Source organism: Micromonospora sp. CNZ296 (genome assembly GCF_007827635.1).
On the sequence record NZ_VISW01000013.1, the window covers coordinates 149,735 to 166,942 of the forward strand.

The window sequence follows — 17,208 nt, forward strand, 5'->3', positions numbered from 1 at the left end:
CCGCTCCCCGGCTACGCAGCGCTTTCCGGCTACGTGGCGCTTTCCGGCTACGTGGCGTGGTGGCCGCTACCGCGGCCAGCGCCCTCATCGTCCTCGCCGGGTGTGACACCCTCTCGTTCCGCCGCCTCGACTTCGACCAGACGGAGCGGACGAAGATCACGAAGATCACCGTGGACGACGACGGCGCCGGCGACGTCGTGGTCCGGGCGAACGGCCCCGCCGACCAGGTACGCATCAAGCGCGTGGTCCGCTACCAGGGCGACGAGCCGACCAGCCGGTACGAGATCAAGGGAGACGAACTCGTCCTGCCCACCGACTGCGGGCACCGGTGCAGCATCTCCTGGGAGGTGACCGCGCCGCCCGGCGTGGTGGTGCACGGCGGCACCGGCTCGGGCAACGTCGACCTCAGCGACGTCGGCGCGGTGGAGTTCACGCTCAGCTCCGGCGACCTGACCATCAGGGGCGCCACCGGCGAGGTCCGCGCCTCCACCACGTCGGGCAACATCCGGGTCGTCGAGGCGGCCGGCCCGGTGCGGCTGCGTGCCCGCTCCGGTGACATCGAGGCCCGCCGGCTCGCCTCCGCGATCGACGCCGAGACCACGTCCGGCAACATCGTCGTCGAGCTGGACCAGCCGGCACCGGCCCGGGTGCACGCCACGAGCGGAGACGTGGACCTGGCCGTGCCGGCGGGCCGCTACCGGGTGCGCGCCACCGCGACGTCCGGCGACACCGACGTGCGCGTCACCGACGACCCGACAGCGTCGGTGCAGCTCGAAGCGTCCGCCACCAGCGGCAACGTCACGGTCAGCACCCGCTGAGCGGACGGCGCACCTGGGCGGGCCGCGCCCGGTGGCCGCTCAGTCGGGCCGCGCCCGGTGGCCGCTCAGTCGCCGCCGGGCGTGTCCCGCCGGGCCGCCCGGACGCCGTCGCCCCGGCCGGGGTCCTCGGCCGGGCGGCGCGGCGCCGGCACCCGCGCCCCGACGCTCACCAGCGCGTCCTCCGCCCCGGCGGGGGCCGGGCTGGCCGGGGCGGCCGCCGCCCGGTCGGCCACGGTCCGCCGCGGCTTGCCGGGGACCAGTTCGGGGGTACGCCGGGCTGCGACGTCCTCGACCCAGCCGACCAGAAGCGTCACCACGCCGACGAGCGCGAAGACCAGCCCCACCCGCAGCCACAGGCCCACCGGGTCGCGCGGCGACCAGCCGACCAGGCCGACGAGCGGGGTGAGGAGCACCACGAACGGCATGTGCCAGAGGTAGATCGTCAGCGCACGCCGGTTCACCACCGTCACCGCCCGGCCGAGCGCCGGCACGCGGTCGACCCAGGTCACCCCGGCCGGGGCCCGGCCGATCGCCACCAGGATGAACGCGGCCGACCAGAGCGCGTTGCCCAGCGGGATGTCGTTGATGTCGAATCCGCGCGGGCCCGGATGGGTGACGATCCAGGCCAGCCCGGCGGCGCCGACCACGGCGGCCACCGGCAGCAGCACCCGGTTGCGCATCCGGCGCAGCAGCCCGTCGTGGTGGGCGAAGCCGAGCAGCCAGGCGCCGAAGTAGAGGCCGAACTCGCGCAGCACCGTCGGCGGGTTCGCCAGGACGCCGATCTCGATCGCGACCAGCAGCAGGTACGGGGCGGCGAGCGTGGGCAGCGGCGCCCGGCGGAACAGCCAGAGCACGAACGGCGAGGCGAGCACGAACCACAGGTAGTCCCGCAGGTACCAGATGGGGCTGAGCGCCAGCCCACCCCAGTAGTTGGCCGGCGGGTCGCTGATCGGGAAGAGCCAGAGCAGCACCTTCGGGCTGAACGTCAGCCCGGTGAGCAGCATGGCCGGCACGAAGACCGCGGCCACCACCCACAGCGACGGCAGGAGGCGGCGCAGCCGGCGCCCGACCGCGCGTACCCCGCTGCGGTCGAGTGACGCCGCCATCAGCGACCCGGCCAGGGCGAACATCACCGACATCGCCGGAAACACCAGCGTGAGCGTGGCGTAGCCGGTGACGTGGTAGGTGACGACTCGCAGGATGGCCAGGAAGCGGAGCAGGTCCAGATAGCGGTTTCGCATCAGCTCACGGCGGGGTCCGGGGGCAGAGACAATGGTCCCTACCCTGCTCCGGGACGCTGTGAAACAGCCAAGAACACCTATGGAAAGTGAGATGTCCCATAGGTCTGGCTGATCCTGATCACCGACCCCCGGGGCCCGCCCCGGCCGCCTGTCAGAAGCCCAGCTTGCGCAACTGCTTCGGGTCGCGCTGCCAGTCCTTCGCCACGCGTACGTGCAGGTCGAGGTAGACCCGGGTGCCGAGCAGCTCCTCGATCTGCCGCCGGGCGGTGGTGCCCACGTGCTTGAGGCGGCTGCCCCGGTGGCCGATGACGATGGCCTTCTGGCTCGAACGCTCCACGTACACGTCGGCGTAGATCTTGGTGAGGTTGCCCTCCGGGATCATCTCCTCGACCACCACGGCGATGGAGTGCGGCAGCTCGTCGCGTACGCCCTCCAGCGCCGCCTCGCGGACCAGCTCCGCCACGAGCACCTGCTCCGGGTCGTCGGTGAGCATGTCGTCCGGGTAGAGCTGCGGCGAGGGCGGCAGGTAGCCGGTCATCACGTCGACGAGCGTGTCGACCTGGTGGCCGGAGACCGCGCTGACCGGCACCACGTCGGCGAACTCGCCCAGCTCGCTCACCGCGAGCAACTGCTCGGCCAGCCGCTTCTTGTCGACCAGGTCGGTCTTGGTGACCACCGCCAGCACTGTTGCCTTGAGGCTGGCCAGCTCGCCGGTGATGAAGCGGTCGCCCCGGCCGACCGGCTCGTTCGCCGGTACGCACAGGCCGATCACGTCGACCTCGCTCCAGGTCTCCCGGACCAGGTCGTTGAGGCGCTCGCCGAGCAGCGTGCGGGGCCGGTGCAGACCCGGGGTGTCGACGAGCACGAGCTGCGAGTCCGGCCGGTGCAGCACCGCCCGGATGATGTGCCGGGTGGTCTGCGGCTTGTTCGAGGTGATCGCGATCTTGGTGCCGACGATCGCGTTGGTGAGCGTCGACTTGCCGGCGTTCGGCCGCCCGACGAAACAGGCGAAACCGGCCCGGTAGGGGCGCGCCTCGGGCGTGGTCACTCGACCACCGTGCCGAGGACGGTGCCGTCCGGCGCGGCCACGTGGACCGGCGCGTCGGCGGAGAGGTCACGCACCGCGGCGTGCCCGGCCCCGTCCAGCGTCGACGCCTCGGTCACCACCACAGCGGCCTCCAGCCGGCTCGCGCCCGCCGCCACCGCCGAGGCGACAGCGAGCTGGAGCGCGGTCAGGGTCAGCGACGGCAGCGCCACGCTCGCCGCCGCGTACGTCCGGCCGTCCTGGTCGCGGACCGCGGCGCCCTCCACGGCCGCCACCCGGCTCCGCGCCCCCCGGGCCAGGACGACCAGCTTGGCGTCCTCGGCGCTCAGCTCGGCCGGGTCGGCGGGGGTGGGCATGGCGGCCGGTACGGCGGGTGACTCAGGCATCGGCGGGTTGCCTCTCCTCGGAACGGTTGTTGTCGCCACGGGAATCGGGCGGATCGCTTCGGTTGGTGCCCTCCGGCGCGTCACCCCGGTCGACCCGGCTCACCAGAACCGTGTCTATCCGGTTGCGCCGGCCGGTCGTGCCCTCGGCCACCAGCCGCAGGCCGGCCACCTCGGCCTCGGCGCCCGGGATGGGCACCCGGCCGAGCGCCTGGGCGAGCAGGCCACCGACCGTCTCCACCTCGTCGGTGGGCAGCTCGGTGTCGAACAGCTCGCCCAGATTCTCCACCGGCAGCCGCGCGGTCACCCGCACGGCCCCGTCCGGCAGGTGCTCGACCGGCGGGCGCTCGACATCGTACTCGTCGGTGATCTCCCCGACGATCTCCTCCAGGATGTCCTCGATGGTGACCAGCCCGCCGGTGCCGCCGTACTCGTCGACCACGATGACCAGGTGGTTGCGGGCCGCCTGCATCTCGGAGAGCAGGTCGTCCACCGGCTTGGACTCCGGCACGAACGTGGCCGGGCGCATCAGCTCGGCCACCGGCATCTGCCGGGCGGCCTGGTCGCCCTGCACCCGCCGGATCAGGTCCTTGAGGTAGAGCACACCGAGCACGTCGTCGACGTTCTCGCCGATCACCGGGATGCGGGAGAACCCGGAGCGCAGGAACAACGCCAGCGCCTGCGCGAGCGTCTTGCGTTCCTCGATCCACACCATCTCGGTACGCGGAACCATCACCTCGCGGGCGATGGTGTCGCCGAGCGCGAAGACCGAGTGGATCATCTGACGCTCGCCGTGCTCCACCACGCCGCGCTGCTCGGCCAGGTCGACCAGCTCCCGCAGCTCCACCTGGGTCGCGAACGGCCCCTCACGGAAGCCCTTGCCGGGGGTGACCGCGTTGCCGATCAGGATCAGCAGCGAGGCCAGCGGGTTGAGCGCGCGGCCCAGCCAGCGCACCAGCGGCGCGACCGCGCGGCCGACCGCGTACGCGTGCTGGCGGCCGATCGTCCGCGGGCCGACACCGACCACGACGAAGCTCACCACTGTCATCGCGCCGGCGGTCACCAGCGCCGCCCGCCAGCCCGCGCCGAACGTGTCGACAGCCACCAGCGCGACGAGCGTGGTGGCGGTCAGCTCGGCCAGCAGACGCAGCAGGAGCAGCAGGTTCAGATGACGGACCACGTCACCGGCGACCGCCTGGAGAGCACGCCCGCCGCGGGCACCGTCCCGGGTCAGCTCCGCGGCACGGGCCGGCGAGACCGCTGCGAGCGCCGCCTCGGTCATCGCGATCAGGCCGGCGAGCACCACCAGCCCGGCGGCGAAGACCAGGAGTTGAAGATCAGGCAGACCGGCGGGGGTGCGGACCGCCGCCAAGGTGTCCATCACCGCGACCGGGTCGACCGCCAGCTGGCCAGCAGCCGGGCCTGGAGACCGAACATCTCCCGCTCCTCCTCGGGCTCGGCGTGGTCGTAGCCCAGCAGGTGCAGCACGCCGTGCACGGTGAGCAGGTGCAGCTCGTCGGCGGCCGAGTGCCCGGCCACGGCGGCCTGCTTGGCCGCCACCTCCGGGCAGAGCACGATGTCGCCGAGCAGGGCGGGCTCGCCGCCGGCCGGGTTGCTCTCCCCCGGGCCGTGGTCGACGCTGCCCTCGTCCATGGGGAAGGCGAGCACGTCGGTCGGGCCGTCGCCACCCATCCAGCGGTGGTTCAGCTCCGACATGTATTCGATGTCGACGAGCAGCACGGACAGCTCGGCGAGGGGGTTGACCCCCATCTCGTCGAGGGCGTGCCGCGCGACGGCGAGCACGGCGTCGGTGTCGACGTCGACACCCGACTCGTTGGCGATCTCGATGGACAACTGTCTTCCTCTGATGATGTGACGGCTTCCGCCGGTGGGTCAGCGGCGCCGGCCGGCCCGGCCGCCCTGGGCGGTCCGCCCCGGTACGGCGTGCACGCTCTGCGCCTGCTGGGTCTCCCGCTCGGCGTCCCAGCGGGCGTACGCGTCGACGATGTCGCCCACCAGCTTGTGACGCACCACGTCGGAGCTGGAGAGCTGGGCGAAGTGCACGTCCTCGACGTTGTTCAGGATCTCCCGGACCACCCGCAGGCCGCTGGTCGTCCCGCCGGGAAGGTCCACCTGGGTGACGTCACCGGTGACGACGATCTTGGAGCCGAAGCCGAGCCGGGTGAGGAACATCTTCATCTGCTCGGGTGTGGTGTTCTGCGCCTCGTCCAGGATGATGAACGCGTCGTTAAGCGTGTTGTGAGTCACCAGGAAGTCGTCGGTGACGTAGAGCGAGTCCTCCGCCGCGACCTGGATGCACATCGTCTCCCGCACCCCGGCCGGGATGATCGAGTCGATGAACCGCATCGGCCGGCCACCGCCGTGCTCGTCGTAGAGCCGGCGCTTGCGCGACAGGCGGAACGGCGCGACACCGGCGGGTAGCCGGATCTCCACGACGTAGGCATCGGACCGGTACGGAACCGGCCGGCCCTTCGCCAGACCGGGCTTGCGTCCCTCGGCCGGACGAACCCGCGCCGTGGCCACCCCTCCGAGCGACTCGACCAGGTGGACCACGTCGTCGCACAACCGGGGGGAAGTGGTCGAGTACTGCACACGGCACGTGCGCCCGGCCTGGGTGACCGGCCCTCCGTCGGTGTCCAGCAGCCCTTGCAGGACCGCCAGCCGGACGCCCACGCTGTTGTTCTTGTAGACCTCGGGGACGAACTTCGTGCCCGAGGTGGCTCCGGCCAGCCCCAGTTCGCGGACGGCCACCGTCACCGGGTTCGCCACGATCACGCCGCCGCGGTGCCCGTTGACGTGCCGGAGGACGTAGTCGTAGTCACCCTTGCGGACCAGTTGGATGTCGACCAGCGCCTCCTCCAGTGCGGTCGCCAGCTCCGGGTCGGCGGTGGAGAAGGCGGGCGTGGCGCGGGACGAGATCGCGCCGTCGCCGAGCAGCAGCCCGAGCGCGTACGGGTCGAGCGGAACCGCCTGCGGCTCCATCTGCACCGGGGCGACGAGCGGGAGTTCGTAGCGACGGGTGTGGCCCCGCCACTCCTTGCCGATCATCTCCTGCGTCTCGATCGTGCGCCGCCGGCCGCGACGCTTGTCGTCCGGCGTGGCTACGGTCCACAGGTGCTCGCCGCAGCAGAGCGTGGACGCGCCGTCCTGGGTGGTGACCCGGTAGGTCTGCTTCGGCCCCTGCGGGTAGATGCCGATCACCGGTGTGGGCGTCCCGTTCGAGCCGATGACCAGGTCACCGACCTGGAGCGAGCCGAACGGCCGGAAGCCCTCCGGGGTCAGCACCCGGGCGTCGTACGGCTGGGCCCGCCCGCGCATGTACGCCAGCGGCGCCACCTCGATCGTGCCGGCGGCCATCAGCTTCGGGATGGTCTCCGGGTCGAGCATGTCGTGCAACGCGTCGTAGAGCGGGCGCAGGTAGGGGTCGATCTTCTCGTTCAGGGTGCCGGGCAGGAAGCCCAGCCGCTCCCCCGCCTCGACCGCCGGCCGGGTCAGGATGATCCGGTTGACCTGCTTGGCCTGGAGCGCCTGCACGGCCTTCGCCATGGCCAGGTACGTCTTGCCGGTACCCGCCGGGCCGATGCCGAAGACGATGGTGTGGGCGTCGATCGCGTCGACGTACTTCTTCTGCCCCAGCGTCTTGGGACGGATGGTGCGGCCACGCCGGGAGAGGATGTTGAGTGTCAGGACCTCGGCGGGCCGCTCGGCGCCGCCCTGTTCGAGCATGCCGACGGTACGCCGTACCGCGTCTGTGGTCAGGGTCTCGCCTTTCTCGATCAGTTCGAGCAGCTCACTGAAGAGACGCTCGGCGAGGGCGTTGTCGGCGGGGGCGCCGGTGATGGTGATCTCGTTGCCGCGGACGTGGACGTCGCTGTCGATCGAGCGCTCGACGAGCCGCAGGATCTCGTCGCCCGCGCCGAGCAGGTTCACCATGATCTTCTGGTCGGGGACCGTGATCCTGGTCTGCACACGCGGCGTGCCGGGAGGTGGGGTGCCGGTCATAGGTCGGGCCGTCGGGCCCTGCGCCACCTGCTCTCCGCTTCTCGGGCGCCGGGCCCTGTCGGCGCGGCGTTCGGTTACCTCCATCGTATCGGGTCGGCACCGTACGCACCGCGCCCATTTCCGGTGGCCGGCGGTCAGTCGCCGGCGCGGAAGTCGTACCCGTCGAAGGTCTCCTGGGTGCGGGTGAAACGGTAGGTCGCCCAGTGCATCCGGACCACCACGCCCCGTTCGTCGCGGGTCAGCCGCAGCAGCTCCCCCACCTCCCGGCCGGAGACCGTGCGGAACACGTCCGGCCGGTCCGGCAGCGGCGCGAACACCGCCGGCGGCTTCCCGGCCGGATCGTCCGCGCCACGCGCCCGCAGCGTCCCGTCGTGCCAGGAGAAGACGTACTCGAAGCCTTCGCCCCACCAGCGGCCCGGCACGCCGCGCAGGTGGTCGGGCGCGGGCGGGCCGGGACGCCACGGCTCGATCTCCGCCGGGTCGTGTTCGGCGGCGGCGGCGAGCAGCCGGTGTGACAGGTCGAACACCTCCACGCCGGTGCCGGACGAGCCGAGCACCGCGACGCCCATCGCCCCGGCGGTGCCCTGCCCGCCGCGCCGCCCGTAGACAGCGGCGAGGAACCCGGGCATCGCGCCGTCGTGGCCCACGTGGATCACCCGCTCCGGCTGCGGGATCAGGATCAGCCCCAGCCCGAAGCCGGCCGACCAGACCGACTCGTCGGTGGGGGTGAACGGCCAGCGCATCTCCTCGACAGTCGTCGCGGCGAGCACCGCGCCGTCCGGGTCCACCGCCGCCGGGTCGGCCAGGAACGCGGCCCAGCGGGCCATGTCCGTCGCGGTGCTCCAGAGCTGCGCGGCGGGGGCCACCGCGCCGAAGTCGGCGGGTGGTTCCGGGTGGGCCTCGTCGGAGTACGCGTCGACCAGGAACCCGGTCGCGGCACGCTCGGTCGGGTACGGGCCGGTGGCGGTCAGCCCGAGCGGGGTGAGCACCCGGTCGGCCAGCACCTCGGCCCAGGTGCCGCCGCGCAGCCGGGCGACCGCCTCGCCGAGCAGCGCCAGGCCGAGGTTGGAGTAGTGGAAGCGGCGGCCGGTGGGCAGCACCCGCTCGACCCGGGCCAGGTCGGCCAGCAGCTCGTCGACGGCCGGGGCGCGCAGGCTGTCCCACACGTCGCCGTGCGGCTCGCGTTGCAGGCCGGCGGTGTGCGACAGCAGCCGGCGTACTGTCGCGTCGCCGTGCGCGGGCAGGTCGAGGTGCCGCCCGATCGGGTCGTCCAGGTCGAGCAGGCCCTCGTCGCGGCACTGCATGACGAGCACCGCGGTGAGGGTCTTGGTGACCGAGCCGATCCGGAACACCGTCTCCGGCCCCAGCGGGGTGTCGTTGCCGGTGTCGCCCACGGCGCAGGTCCATAGCGGCCGGTCGGCCCGGTGCAGGGCGGCCGACACCGCCGGGATCCGCCCGGTGGCCTGCGCCTGGCGCACCATCCGGCCGAGCCGGTCGGAGACGTCGGTCATCGGCAGAGCATCGGGCCGAGCGGCGCGCCGCCGAGCAGGTGGGCGTGCACGTGGAAGACCTCCTGGCCGCCGTACGGGCCGGTGTTGAACATCAGCCGGAACCCGTCCACGGTCAGGCCCTCCTCCTCGGCGACCACGGCGGCGGTCTGGAGCACCTCGCCGGCCAGCTCGGGCGCACCCTGGGCCAGCGTGGCCACGTCCGCGTAGTGCTCCTTGGGGATCACCAGCACGTGGGTGGGCGCCTTCGGGTCGATGTCCCGGAAGGCCAGGGTGGTGGGGGTCTCGCGGACGATGGTGGCCGGAATCTCCCCGGCGACGATCCGGCAGAAGAGGCAGTCCATCGCAGCAGTGTAAGGAGGGGCCCCTGCTTAACGCCTCCGGTATGGGAAGGGGCCCTTTTTAACAGTCTGGCCCGGTGCGGCAGGATGGCCGCCATGTCGGGACGGGCGGTGCTGGTGACGGGGGCCTCGCGGGGCATCGGGCGGGCGGTGGCGCGGGCGTTCGCCGCAGGTGGAGACCGGGTGGCGATCCACCACCGGGACTCGGCCGAGCTGGCCGAGCGGCTGCGCGCCGAGTTGCCGGGTGACGGGCACGTGGTGGTCCGCGCCGACCTGGCCGACGCCGACGCGGTACGGACCATGGTGGACGAGGCGGCCCAGCGGCTCTGCGGCCTCGACGTACTCGTGAACAACGCCGGGGTGTTCGGGCCGGCCGATCCCCCGCACCCGGTCTTCGAGAGCAGCTACGAGCAGTGGCGGGCGCGCTGGCGGGAGGTGCTCGACACCAACCTTGTCGGCGCCGCGAACGCCGCCTGGTGCGCCGCGCAGCACATGCGCGAACGCGGGGGCCGGATCGTGAACGTCTCGTCCCGGGGCGCGTTCCGGGGCGAGCCGGCCAACCCGGCTTACGGGGCCAGCAAGGCCGGGATGAACGCGATGGCCCAGTCGCTGGCGGTGGCCCTGGCGCCGTACGGCATCGGGGTGGCCTGTGTGGCGCCCGGCTTCGTCGAGACCGACATGACGAACGAGCACCTGAAGAGCGAGCGGGGCGAGGCGGTACGCGCCCAGTCCCCGTTCCACCGGGTGGCCCGGCCGGAGGAGGTCGCGGCGGCGGTGCACTGGCTGGCGAGCCCCGAGGCCGAGTGGGCCGCAGGCACCATCATCGACATGAACGGCGCCTCCTACCTCCGCTCCTGACCCCCACGCCCTCCGCGATCTTGCACTTTCGGCCCCCACAAAGCGTCGAAAAAGGGGCGCAAGGCGGGCCGAAACTGCAAGATCAGCGCGCCGGGAGAACGCGGGCGGGGAACGAGGGCGCGGGTTTACCAGTGGGTCAGGCGGGTGGCCAGGACCGTCAGGGCTGCCACGCCAGCCGTGGACGTGCGCAGGACCGACGGGCCCAGGCGGACCGTACGGGCGCCCGCGTCGGCGAACGCGGCCAGCTCGTGGTCGGCGATGCCGCCCTCCGGGCCCACCACCAGCACGATCTCGCCGGTGGCCGGCAGGTCGACTGTGGTCAGCCGGTCGTGGGCACCCTCGTGCAGCACGAACGCGCCGGCCGCACCGGCGATCCGGCGGGCCACCGAGGCGGTGGACTCGTCGGGCGCGCCGGCCACCACCGGCAGCCACGGGCGGCGGGCCTGCTTGGCCGCTTCCCGGGCGGTCGCGACCCACTTCTGCCGGGCCCGTCCGCCCCGGTCGCCGCGCCACTGTGCCACCGAGCGGGACGCCGCCCACGGCACGATCTCGTCCACGCCGACCTCGGTCATCGCCTGCACGGCGAGTTCACCCCGGTCGCCCTTGGCGATGCCCTGCACCACGACGAGCCGGGGTACCGGCGCGTCCGCGTACCCCCGGCTGGTGACCCGCAGGTCGAGCGTGCCGCGGCCGACGGCGGTGACCACCGCGGCGGCGGTGCCGCCCCGGCCGTCGGCGAGCACCAGTTCCTCGCCGGCGCGCAGCCGCTGCACGGTGGCCGCGTGGTGGCCCTCCGGGCCGTCCAGCGTCAGCGTGTCACCGGTGGGCAGCGCCTCGACCAGGAACAGCGGGGCGGACACCTCAGGCGTGCCCGTTGAAGGCGTCGCGCATCCGGGAGAAGAAGCCGCCCTGCTTGGTCAGCTCGGCGACCTCCTCGCCGCGGGTCTTGGCGAAGTCGCGCAGCATCCGCTCCTGGTCGGCGTCGAGCTTGGTCGGGGTACGCACGTCCAGGTGCACGTAGAGGTCGCCCCGGCCGGTGCCGCGCAGGTGCGGTACGCCCCGGGCGCGCAGCCGCATCGTGCTTCCGGGCTGGGTGCCGGGCTTGACGTCGACCGTCTCCTCGCTGTCCAGCGTCTTGATGGTCAGCCGGGTGCCCAGCGCGGCCGCGGTCATCGGCACGGTGACCCGGCAGTGCAGGTCGTCGCCCTTGCGGGAGTAGACGTCGTGCGGCCGCTCGTGGATCTCGACGTAGAGGTCACCGGCGGTGCCGCCACCCGGCCCGACCTCGCCCTGCTGGGCCAGGCGGATCCGCATGCCGTCCTCGACCCCGGCCGGGATCTTCACGGTGAGTGAGCGGCGGGTGCGCACCCGGCCGTCACCGGCGCAGGTCGGGCAGGGGTGCGGGATGGTGGTGCCGTAGCCCTGGCAGACGGTGCACGGCCGGGCGGAGACCACCTGGCCGAGGAACGTCCGCTGCACCGACTGCACCTCGCCCCGGCCGCCGCACGCCTCGCAGGTGGCCAGGTGGGTGCCGGCGGCGGTGCCGGCGCCGGAGCAGGTGGTGCAGAGCACGGCGGTGTCGACGGTGATCGGCGCCTCGACGCCGAACGCGGTCTCGTTGAGGTCCAGCTCCAGGCGCAGGATCGCGTCCGCACCGGGGCGGGTACGCGGACGCGGCCCCCGGCTGCCGCCCGCGGCGCCGCCGAAGAACGCGTCCATGATGTCCTGGAAGCCGACGAACGGACCGGCGCCGCCCGGGCCGCCGGGACCGCCCATGCCGCCGCCGCCCGGGGCGAGCGGGTCGCCACCCAGGTCGACGATCTGCCGCTTCCGGTCGTCCGAGAGGACCTCGTACGCGGCGTTGATGTCCTTGAACTTCTCCTGGGCCTCCGGGTCCGGATTGACGTCCGGGTGGAACTGCCGCGCCAGCTTGCGGTAGGCGCGCTTGATCTCGTCGTCGGAGGCGTCCCGGCTCACGCCGAGAATGCCGTAGTAGTCCCTGGCCACTGCGTTAGGTGTCCTCATGTTCGTCTCGCGTCGCTCCGGTCGTCGGCCGGAACCGGCCGTCGGCCCTGACTGGTCAGTTCTGGGCCAGCAGTTCGCCCACGTAGCGTGCCACGGCCCTCACCATGGCGATATTGCCGGGGTAGTCCATCCGGGTCGGCCCGAGCACGCCGAGTCCACCGACGATCGTGCTGCCCGGTCCGTAGCCGGTGCTGACCACCGAGGCGGCCCGCAGGTTGTCGAATTCGTTCTCGTCGCCGATGAGCACCCGGGTGGTGCTCGGCTCCGTCTCACCGATCAGCTTGAGCAGCACGACCTCTTCTTCGAGCGCTTCCAGGATGGGCCGCAGCGAGCCCTGGAAGTCGAGCAGGCCGCCCCGGGTGAGGTTGGCCTGTCCGGCCAGCGCGAGGCGCTCCTCGTGCCGTTCCACGAGCGTCTCCAGCAGCACGGTGGAGAGCGTGGTCATGGCCGGGCGCAGATGCGGCGCGGACTCCTCGACGAGCGCCTGCACCAGCGGCGGCGTCTCGGCGAGCTGGCTGCCGACGAGCTTCTCGTTCACCAGCCGGCGCAGGTCGGTCACGTCGTCGGCGGGCACCGGGGCGGGCAGCTCGACCAGCCGCTGCTCGACCCGGCCGGTGTCGGCGATCATGACGACCATGAGCCGGGTGGTGGAGATCGGCACCAGCTCCAGGTGGCGCACCTTGGAGCGGGCCAGGCTCGGGTACTGCACCACTGCCACCTGCCGGGTGAGCTGGGCGAGCAGCCGGACCGTGCGGTGCACCACGTCGTCCAGGTCGACGGCGCCGACCAGGAAGCGCTCGATCGCCCGGCGCTCGGCCGGGCTGAGCGGCTTGACCCGGGACAGCCGGTCGACGAAGAGGCGGTAGCCGCGGTCGGTGGGCACCCGGCCGGCACTGGTGTGCGGCTGCCGGATGTAGCCCTCCTCCTCCAGCACCGCCATGTCGTTGCGCACGGTGGCCGGCGAGACGCCGAGCTGGTGCCGCTCGACCAGGGCCTTGCTGCCGACCGGTTCCTGCGTGGCGACGTAGTCCTCGACGATCGCGCGCAGCACGGCGAGTTTGCGGTCGTCGAGACCCATTCCCCACCTCCTGACGCACCTCGGCCGGGCCGGCACGCGGCATCCGCCGGGCGGCTGGCACTCGACTGTAGCGAGTGCCAGTCTACGTCGGCACCCCCGCCGGCGCGATGATCGCCCGACGGACCTGCGGTGCGGCCCACCACACAGCGCCGCCCACCAGGGCCGAACAGCCGGTCATCGTCGGTCTGTGTCGCTCTGGTGCGAGTTGACCGGTGCCCCTACCGTGGCGACCATGACAGAACCTCCTCGCCCTCCAGGGGCAGGGGACTCCGGCCCCCAGCCCGACCCGTCGGCGCCCTACGGCTCGTCGCCGGGCAGCGAACCGCCCACCGCTCCACTGTCCGGGGCGCCGGGCGCCGGCGGGTATCCCCCGCCCGGTGACTATCCGCCTCCGGGCGGCTACCCGCCCCCCGGTGGTTACCCTCCGCCGGGCGGCACGCCCGGCTACGGCGCCGGCTACCCCGCCGGTGGCGGGTACGGCCCCGCCGCGTACGCCAACAACGACGAGAAGACGTGGGCCCTGGTGGCGCACTTCGGTGGCGCCGCGGGTGTCATCGTCGGCGGCGGTCTGCTCGGCTGGGTCGCCCCGCTGATCGCGATGATGACCCGCGGTCAGCAGTCGCCGACGGTCCGCGCCCACGCGGTCGCGGCGCTGAACTTCCAGATCACCTGGACCATCGCCAGCGTGCTCGCCTGGGTGATCACGGTCATCACCTGCGGGATCCTGTTCTTCGTCCCGATGCTGGTCTGGCTGGTGCCGCTGATCTTCGGAATCATCGGCGGGGTCAAGGCCAACGAGGGTGTGCTCTACCGCTACCCGATGACCTACAACTTCATCAAGTGACACCGCCGGCCGGCCGAGGGGGCGGCCGGCCGGTGCCGGTCACGGCAGCAGGTCGCGTACCACCGCGTCGGCCAGCAGCCGGCCGCGCAGCGTCAGCACCACAAGCCCTCGCGCGTACGCCCCGGCGTCGAGCAGCCCGGCGTCCCGGGCCCGCTCGGCGCCCGCCCGGCCGGGCTCGTCCAGCACGTCCAGCGGCAGCCCGGAGGCGAGCCGCACCCGCAGCATCACGTCCTCCATGTGCTGCTCGTCCGGGGTGAGCTGCTCCCGGGCCAGCGCGGGCGAGGCGCCCTCGGCCAGCCGGGCCGCGTACGCGCTCGGGTGCTTGACGTTCCACCACCGCACGCCGCCGACGTGGCTGTGCGCCCCCGGGCCCAGGCCCCACCAGTCGGCGCCGGTCCAGTAGAGCAGGTTGTGCCGGCACGCCGCCGCCGCCGACCGGGCCCAGTTCGACACCTCGTACCAGGAGAAGCCGGCCTCGCCGAGCGCGGCCTCCGCAGCCAGGTAGCGGTCCGCCGCCACGTCGTCGGAGGGGTACGGCAGCTCGCCGCGGCGCATCCGCGCGGCCAGCCGGGTGCCGTCCTCCACGATCAGGGCGTACGCGCTGACGTGGTCCACGCCCGCGTCGACCACCTGGGCCAGCGAGGCGGCGAAGTCGTCTGCGGTCTCGCCCGGCGTGCCGTAGATCAGGTCCAGGTTCACGTGCTCGAACCCGGCGTCGCGCGCCTCCAGCGCGGCGGCGGTGGCCCGGCCCGCGCTGTGCCGCCGGTCCAGCACCGCGAGCACCCCCGGCGCGGCGGACTGCATGCCGAGCGAGATCCGGGTGTACCCGGCGGCCCGCAGCGTCTTGAGCGACTCCGGGCTCACCGACTCGGGGTTGGCCTCGGTGGTCACCTCGGCGTCGGCGGCCAGCCCCCAGACGCGGTCGATGCCGTCGAGGATCCGGGCCAGGTCGTCGGCGGGCAGCAGGGTGGGCGTGCCGCCGCCGACGAAGACCGTGTCGACCCGGGGTGGCGGCGAGTCGCCCAGCACCCGGGCGGCCAGCGCCAGTTCGGCCAGCACCGAGTCGGCGTACGTCTCCCGGCTCGCCCCGCCGCCCAGCTCCGAGGCGGTGTACGTGTTGAAGTCGCAGTAACCGCACCGGCTGGCGCAGAACGGGACGTGGACGTACACGCCGAAGCCGCGCGCGCCGACGGCGCGACGGGCGGTGGCGGGCAGCGATCCGTCGCGCGGGACGGGTTCGCCTTCTGGAAGGACGCCGGGCATGGCCACTAGTGTGCCCGGCATGACCTCTCCGGACGCTCTCGTGCGAGTCGCCACGGCCCGTGGGGTGACCACCCTCACCCTGGACAGCCCGCACAATCGCAACGCGCTCTCGACGCCCCTGATGACCCAGCTGCTGGCCGGGCTGGCCGACGCGGTCGCCGACGACGCGGTACGCGCGATCGTGCTCGACCACACCGGCCCGGTCTTCTGCTCCGGCGCCGACCTGAAGGAGACAGCCGCCGCGTACGCCAGCGGCACGGTGCCCGCCGGGATGCTCGGCGACGTGCTGGTGGCGGTGCGGGAGTGCCCGAAGCCGGTGGTGGCGAAGGTGGCCGGGCCGGCCCGGGCCGGCGGGCTGGGCCTGATCGCCGCCGCCGACCTGGCGGTCTGCGCGCAGGAGGCGACGTTCGCGTTCACCGAGGTGCGGATCGGCGTGATCCCGGCGGTGATCTCGGCGACCGTGCTGCCCCGGCTGGGCCAGCGGGCCGCCGCCGAGCTGTACCTGACCGGCGACACGTTCGACGGCCGCCGCGCCGCCGAGATCGGCCTGGTCACCGCAGCGGTGCCGGCCGACGAGCTGGACGCCGCCGTCGAGCGCTACTGCGCCTCGCTGGTGAAGGGCGCCCCGGGGGCGCTGGCCGGGGCGAAGGAGCTGCTGCGCCGGCCCGCCGGTCCCGACCTGCGGGCCGAGATCGCCGAGTTGGCCGCCCTGTCGACCGGGTACTTCCTCTCCGACGAGGGACGCGAGGGCGTCATGGCGTTCCGGGAGAAGCGTCCCGCCGCCTGGGTGCCCGCCGGAGACTGAGGTTCGCGGCGGGCCCCGCGGGAGCCCCATTGCGGCCGAGGTGGGGCCCGCCGGTCGGCCGAGACCCGCCGTGGCGGGTGGGACGTACGCTTGTCGGACTGTCGGGACAGGGGGTGCGGGTGCGGACGCGAGCGGCGATCGTGGCATCTGGGGTGGCGGTGTGCGTGCTGGCACTGCTCGCGGTCTACGTCGTGACCAAGCAGTTCGGCGAGCACCTGCGGCTCCCCCTGGCCAGCCGGACCTGCACCGTGAAGGCCGACGGCGAGGTGGTGCTCGGCGCCGACCAGATGGCGAACGCGGCCACCATCGCGGCCATCGGGATGCAGCGCCGGATGCCCGAGCGGGCGGTGGTGGTGGCGCTGGCGACCGCCTACCAGGAGTCGCACCTGCGCAACATCGCCCACGGCGACCGCGACTCGCTCGGTCTGTTCCAGCAGCGCCCGAGCCAGGGCTGGGGCAGCCCGGAGGAGATCCAGGACCCGCGGTACGCGGCGAACAAGTTCTACGCCGCGCTGAAGAAGGTCAAGGGCTGGGAGCGGATGCGGATCACCGACGCCGCCCAGCGGGTGCAGCGGTCGGCGTTCCCCGAGGCGTACCAGAAGTGGGCGGACGAGTCGGAGGTCCTCACCCGCGCGTTGCTCGGCCACGCGACCGGCGCGGTGGCCTGCACGGTCAGCTCGCCGCCGACGATGCGCGGGCCGGCTGCCGCCAGCGCCGTGCTGGAGAGCCTGTCGCTGGACTGGGGGCTGCCCCGGCTGGCCACTGCGACGGACCTGACCGCGCTCACCGTGCCGGCGGGCGACGACCGCAACGGCTGGCGGTACGCGCACTGGCTGGTCTCGCACGCCGACGATCACGGCGTGAAGAAGGTCCGCTTCGGCAACCTGGAGTGGACCGCCGCGCAGGGCTCCTGGGCCCGGGTGAAGGGCGACCCGGCCACCGAGGTGCGGGCCGAGGTGTTCGCCGCGGCCTGACC

Annotated in this window: 16 protein-coding genes and 3 pseudogenes; 5 read left to right on the forward strand and 14 right to left on the reverse strand. The window is 73.3% G+C overall.

Going from position 1 to position 17,208, the window contains the following annotated elements; translation table 11 throughout:
- Window positions 1–59 precede the first annotated feature (59 nt).
- Window positions 60–818: a DUF4097 family beta strand repeat-containing protein gene (locus tag FB455_RS21980; RefSeq protein WP_232236785.1), complete on the forward strand. Its 759-nt coding sequence runs from the start codon at window positions 60–62 to the stop codon at window positions 816–818.
- A gap of 65 nt (window positions 819–883) precedes the next feature.
- On the opposite strand, the gene FB455_RS21985 is transcribed toward FB455_RS21980, so the two are convergent.
- The 10 genes and pseudogenes from FB455_RS21985 to FB455_RS22020 form a co-directional block, all read right to left on the reverse strand.
- The gene (locus FB455_RS21985) at window positions 884–2,059 is read right to left on the reverse strand and encodes an acyltransferase family protein (protein ID WP_013287964.1); all 1,176 of its coding nucleotides are present in this window, start codon (window positions 2,057–2,059) and stop codon (window positions 884–886) included.
- Window positions 2,060–2,210: 151 nt separating this feature from the next.
- Window positions 2,211–3,107 (reverse strand): GTPase Era, encoded by an 897-nt coding sequence (gene era, locus FB455_RS21990; RefSeq protein WP_013287965.1) that lies wholly within the window; start codon window positions 3,105–3,107, stop codon window positions 2,211–2,213.
- Window positions 3,104–3,490 carry a hypothetical protein gene (locus tag FB455_RS21995; RefSeq protein WP_013287966.1) on the reverse strand — a complete coding sequence of 129 codons (387 nt, stop codon included), beginning with the start codon at window positions 3,488–3,490 and terminating at the stop codon, window positions 3,104–3,106. Before FB455_RS21995 ends, era begins: the two co-directional genes overlap by 4 nt.
- Entirely contained in the window at window positions 3,483–4,892 is a 1,410-nt protein-coding gene (locus tag FB455_RS22000) for a hemolysin family protein (protein ID WP_174361814.1), read from the reverse strand. Before FB455_RS22000 ends, FB455_RS21995 begins: the two co-directional genes overlap by 8 nt.
- A complete protein-coding gene (ybeY, locus tag FB455_RS22005; protein WP_013287968.1) occupies window positions 4,868–5,341 on the reverse strand; it encodes an rRNA maturation RNase YbeY in 474 nt (157 codons plus the stop codon). Before ybeY ends, FB455_RS22000 begins: the two co-directional genes overlap by 25 nt.
- Before the next feature lie 39 nt (window positions 5,342–5,380).
- Window positions 5,381–5,743, reverse strand: a pseudogene (locus FB455_RS34850) (PhoH family protein); the annotation flags it as partial.
- Window positions 5,744–6,007: 264 nt separating this feature from the next.
- Window positions 6,008–6,826 (reverse strand): annotated as a pseudogene (locus tag FB455_RS34855) (LAGLIDADG family homing endonuclease); the annotation flags it as partial.
- A pseudogene (locus tag FB455_RS34860) lies at window positions 6,815–7,510 on the reverse strand (PhoH family protein); the annotation flags it as partial. The pseudogenes FB455_RS34860 and FB455_RS34855, both read right to left, overlap by 12 nt.
- 134 nt (window positions 7,511–7,644) lie before the next feature.
- Complete coding sequence (locus tag FB455_RS22015) at window positions 7,645–9,021, reverse strand: serine hydrolase domain-containing protein (protein ID WP_145754901.1); 1,377 nt, start codon at window positions 9,019–9,021, stop codon at window positions 7,645–7,647.
- Window positions 9,018–9,362 (reverse strand): histidine triad nucleotide-binding protein, encoded by a 345-nt coding sequence (locus FB455_RS22020; protein ID WP_013287971.1) that lies wholly within the window; start codon window positions 9,360–9,362, stop codon window positions 9,018–9,020. Before FB455_RS22020 ends, FB455_RS22015 begins: the two co-directional genes overlap by 4 nt.
- Before the next feature lie 93 nt (window positions 9,363–9,455).
- Between FB455_RS22020 and FB455_RS22025 the strand changes: the two genes are divergently transcribed.
- Entirely contained in the window at window positions 9,456–10,217 is a 762-nt protein-coding gene (locus FB455_RS22025; RefSeq protein ID WP_145754902.1) for an SDR family oxidoreductase, read from the forward strand.
- A 125-nt stretch (window positions 10,218–10,342) separates the two neighbouring features.
- Here the strand turns inward: FB455_RS22025 and FB455_RS22030 are convergent, their stop codons facing one another.
- From FB455_RS22030 to hrcA, 3 genes are all read right to left on the reverse strand, one after another.
- Complete coding sequence (locus FB455_RS22030) at window positions 10,343–11,077, reverse strand: 16S rRNA (uracil(1498)-N(3))-methyltransferase (RefSeq protein ID WP_013287973.1); 735 nt, start codon at window positions 11,075–11,077, stop codon at window positions 10,343–10,345.
- A gap of 1 nt (window position 11,078) precedes the next feature.
- A complete protein-coding gene (gene dnaJ, locus FB455_RS22035; protein ID WP_030274641.1) occupies window positions 11,079–12,224 on the reverse strand; it encodes a molecular chaperone DnaJ in 1,146 nt (381 codons plus the stop codon).
- 73 nt (window positions 12,225–12,297) lie between these two features.
- Entirely contained in the window at window positions 12,298–13,320 is a 1,023-nt protein-coding gene (hrcA, locus tag FB455_RS22040; protein WP_013287975.1) for a heat-inducible transcriptional repressor HrcA, read from the reverse strand.
- A 232-nt stretch (window positions 13,321–13,552) separates the two neighbouring features.
- Between hrcA and FB455_RS22045 the strand changes: the two genes are divergently transcribed.
- On the forward strand, window positions 13,553–14,164 hold the full coding sequence (locus FB455_RS22045; protein ID WP_013475521.1) for a DUF4870 domain-containing protein: 612 nt from the start codon (window positions 13,553–13,555) through the stop codon (window positions 14,162–14,164).
- A 39-nt stretch (window positions 14,165–14,203) separates the two neighbouring features.
- Here FB455_RS22045 and hemW read toward each other — a convergent pair whose 3' ends face one another.
- Entirely contained in the window at window positions 14,204–15,427 is a 1,224-nt protein-coding gene (hemW, locus tag FB455_RS22050; RefSeq protein WP_174361734.1) for a radical SAM family heme chaperone HemW, read from the reverse strand.
- Between the two features lie 19 nt (window positions 15,428–15,446).
- On the opposite strand from hemW, the gene FB455_RS22055 reads away from it, so the two are divergent.
- Window positions 15,447–16,232: an enoyl-CoA hydratase-related protein gene (locus FB455_RS22055; protein WP_013287978.1), complete on the forward strand. Its 786-nt coding sequence runs from the start codon at window positions 15,447–15,449 to the stop codon at window positions 16,230–16,232.
- 113 nt (window positions 16,233–16,345) lie between these two features.
- Entirely contained in the window at window positions 16,346–17,206 is an 861-nt protein-coding gene (locus FB455_RS22060) for a hypothetical protein (protein WP_030274634.1), read from the forward strand.
- The last annotated feature ends 2 nt before the right edge of the window (window positions 17,207–17,208 follow it).

Bases quoted from the DNA above. Each gene is read 5' to 3' on its own strand.
- FB455_RS21985 (WP_013287964.1), bottom strand. From the start codon at position 2,059: ATGCGAAACCGCTATCTGGACCTGCTCCGCTTCCTGGCCATCCTGCGA.
- FB455_RS21995 (WP_013287966.1), bottom strand. From the start codon at position 3,490: ATGCCTGAGTCACCCGCCGTACCGGCCGCCATGCCCACCCCCGCCGAC.
- FB455_RS22015 (WP_145754901.1), bottom strand. From the start codon at position 9,021: ATGACCGACGTCTCCGACCGGCTCGGCCGGATGGTGCGCCAGGCGCAG.
- FB455_RS22020 (WP_013287971.1), bottom strand. From the start codon at position 9,362: ATGGACTGCCTCTTCTGCCGGATCGTCGCCGGGGAGATTCCGGCCACC.
- FB455_RS22025 (WP_145754902.1), top strand. From the start codon at position 9,456: ATGTCGGGACGGGCGGTGCTGGTGACGGGGGCCTCGCGGGGCATCGGG.
- hrcA (WP_013287975.1), bottom strand. From the start codon at position 13,320: ATGGGTCTCGACGACCGCAAACTCGCCGTGCTGCGCGCGATCGTCGAG.
- FB455_RS22045 (WP_013475521.1), top strand. From the start codon at position 13,553: ATGACAGAACCTCCTCGCCCTCCAGGGGCAGGGGACTCCGGCCCCCAG.
- hemW (WP_174361734.1), bottom strand. From the start codon at position 15,427: ATGCCCGGCGTCCTTCCAGAAGGCGAACCCGTCCCGCGCGACGGATCG.
- FB455_RS22055 (WP_013287978.1), top strand. From the start codon at position 15,447: ATGACCTCTCCGGACGCTCTCGTGCGAGTCGCCACGGCCCGTGGGGTG.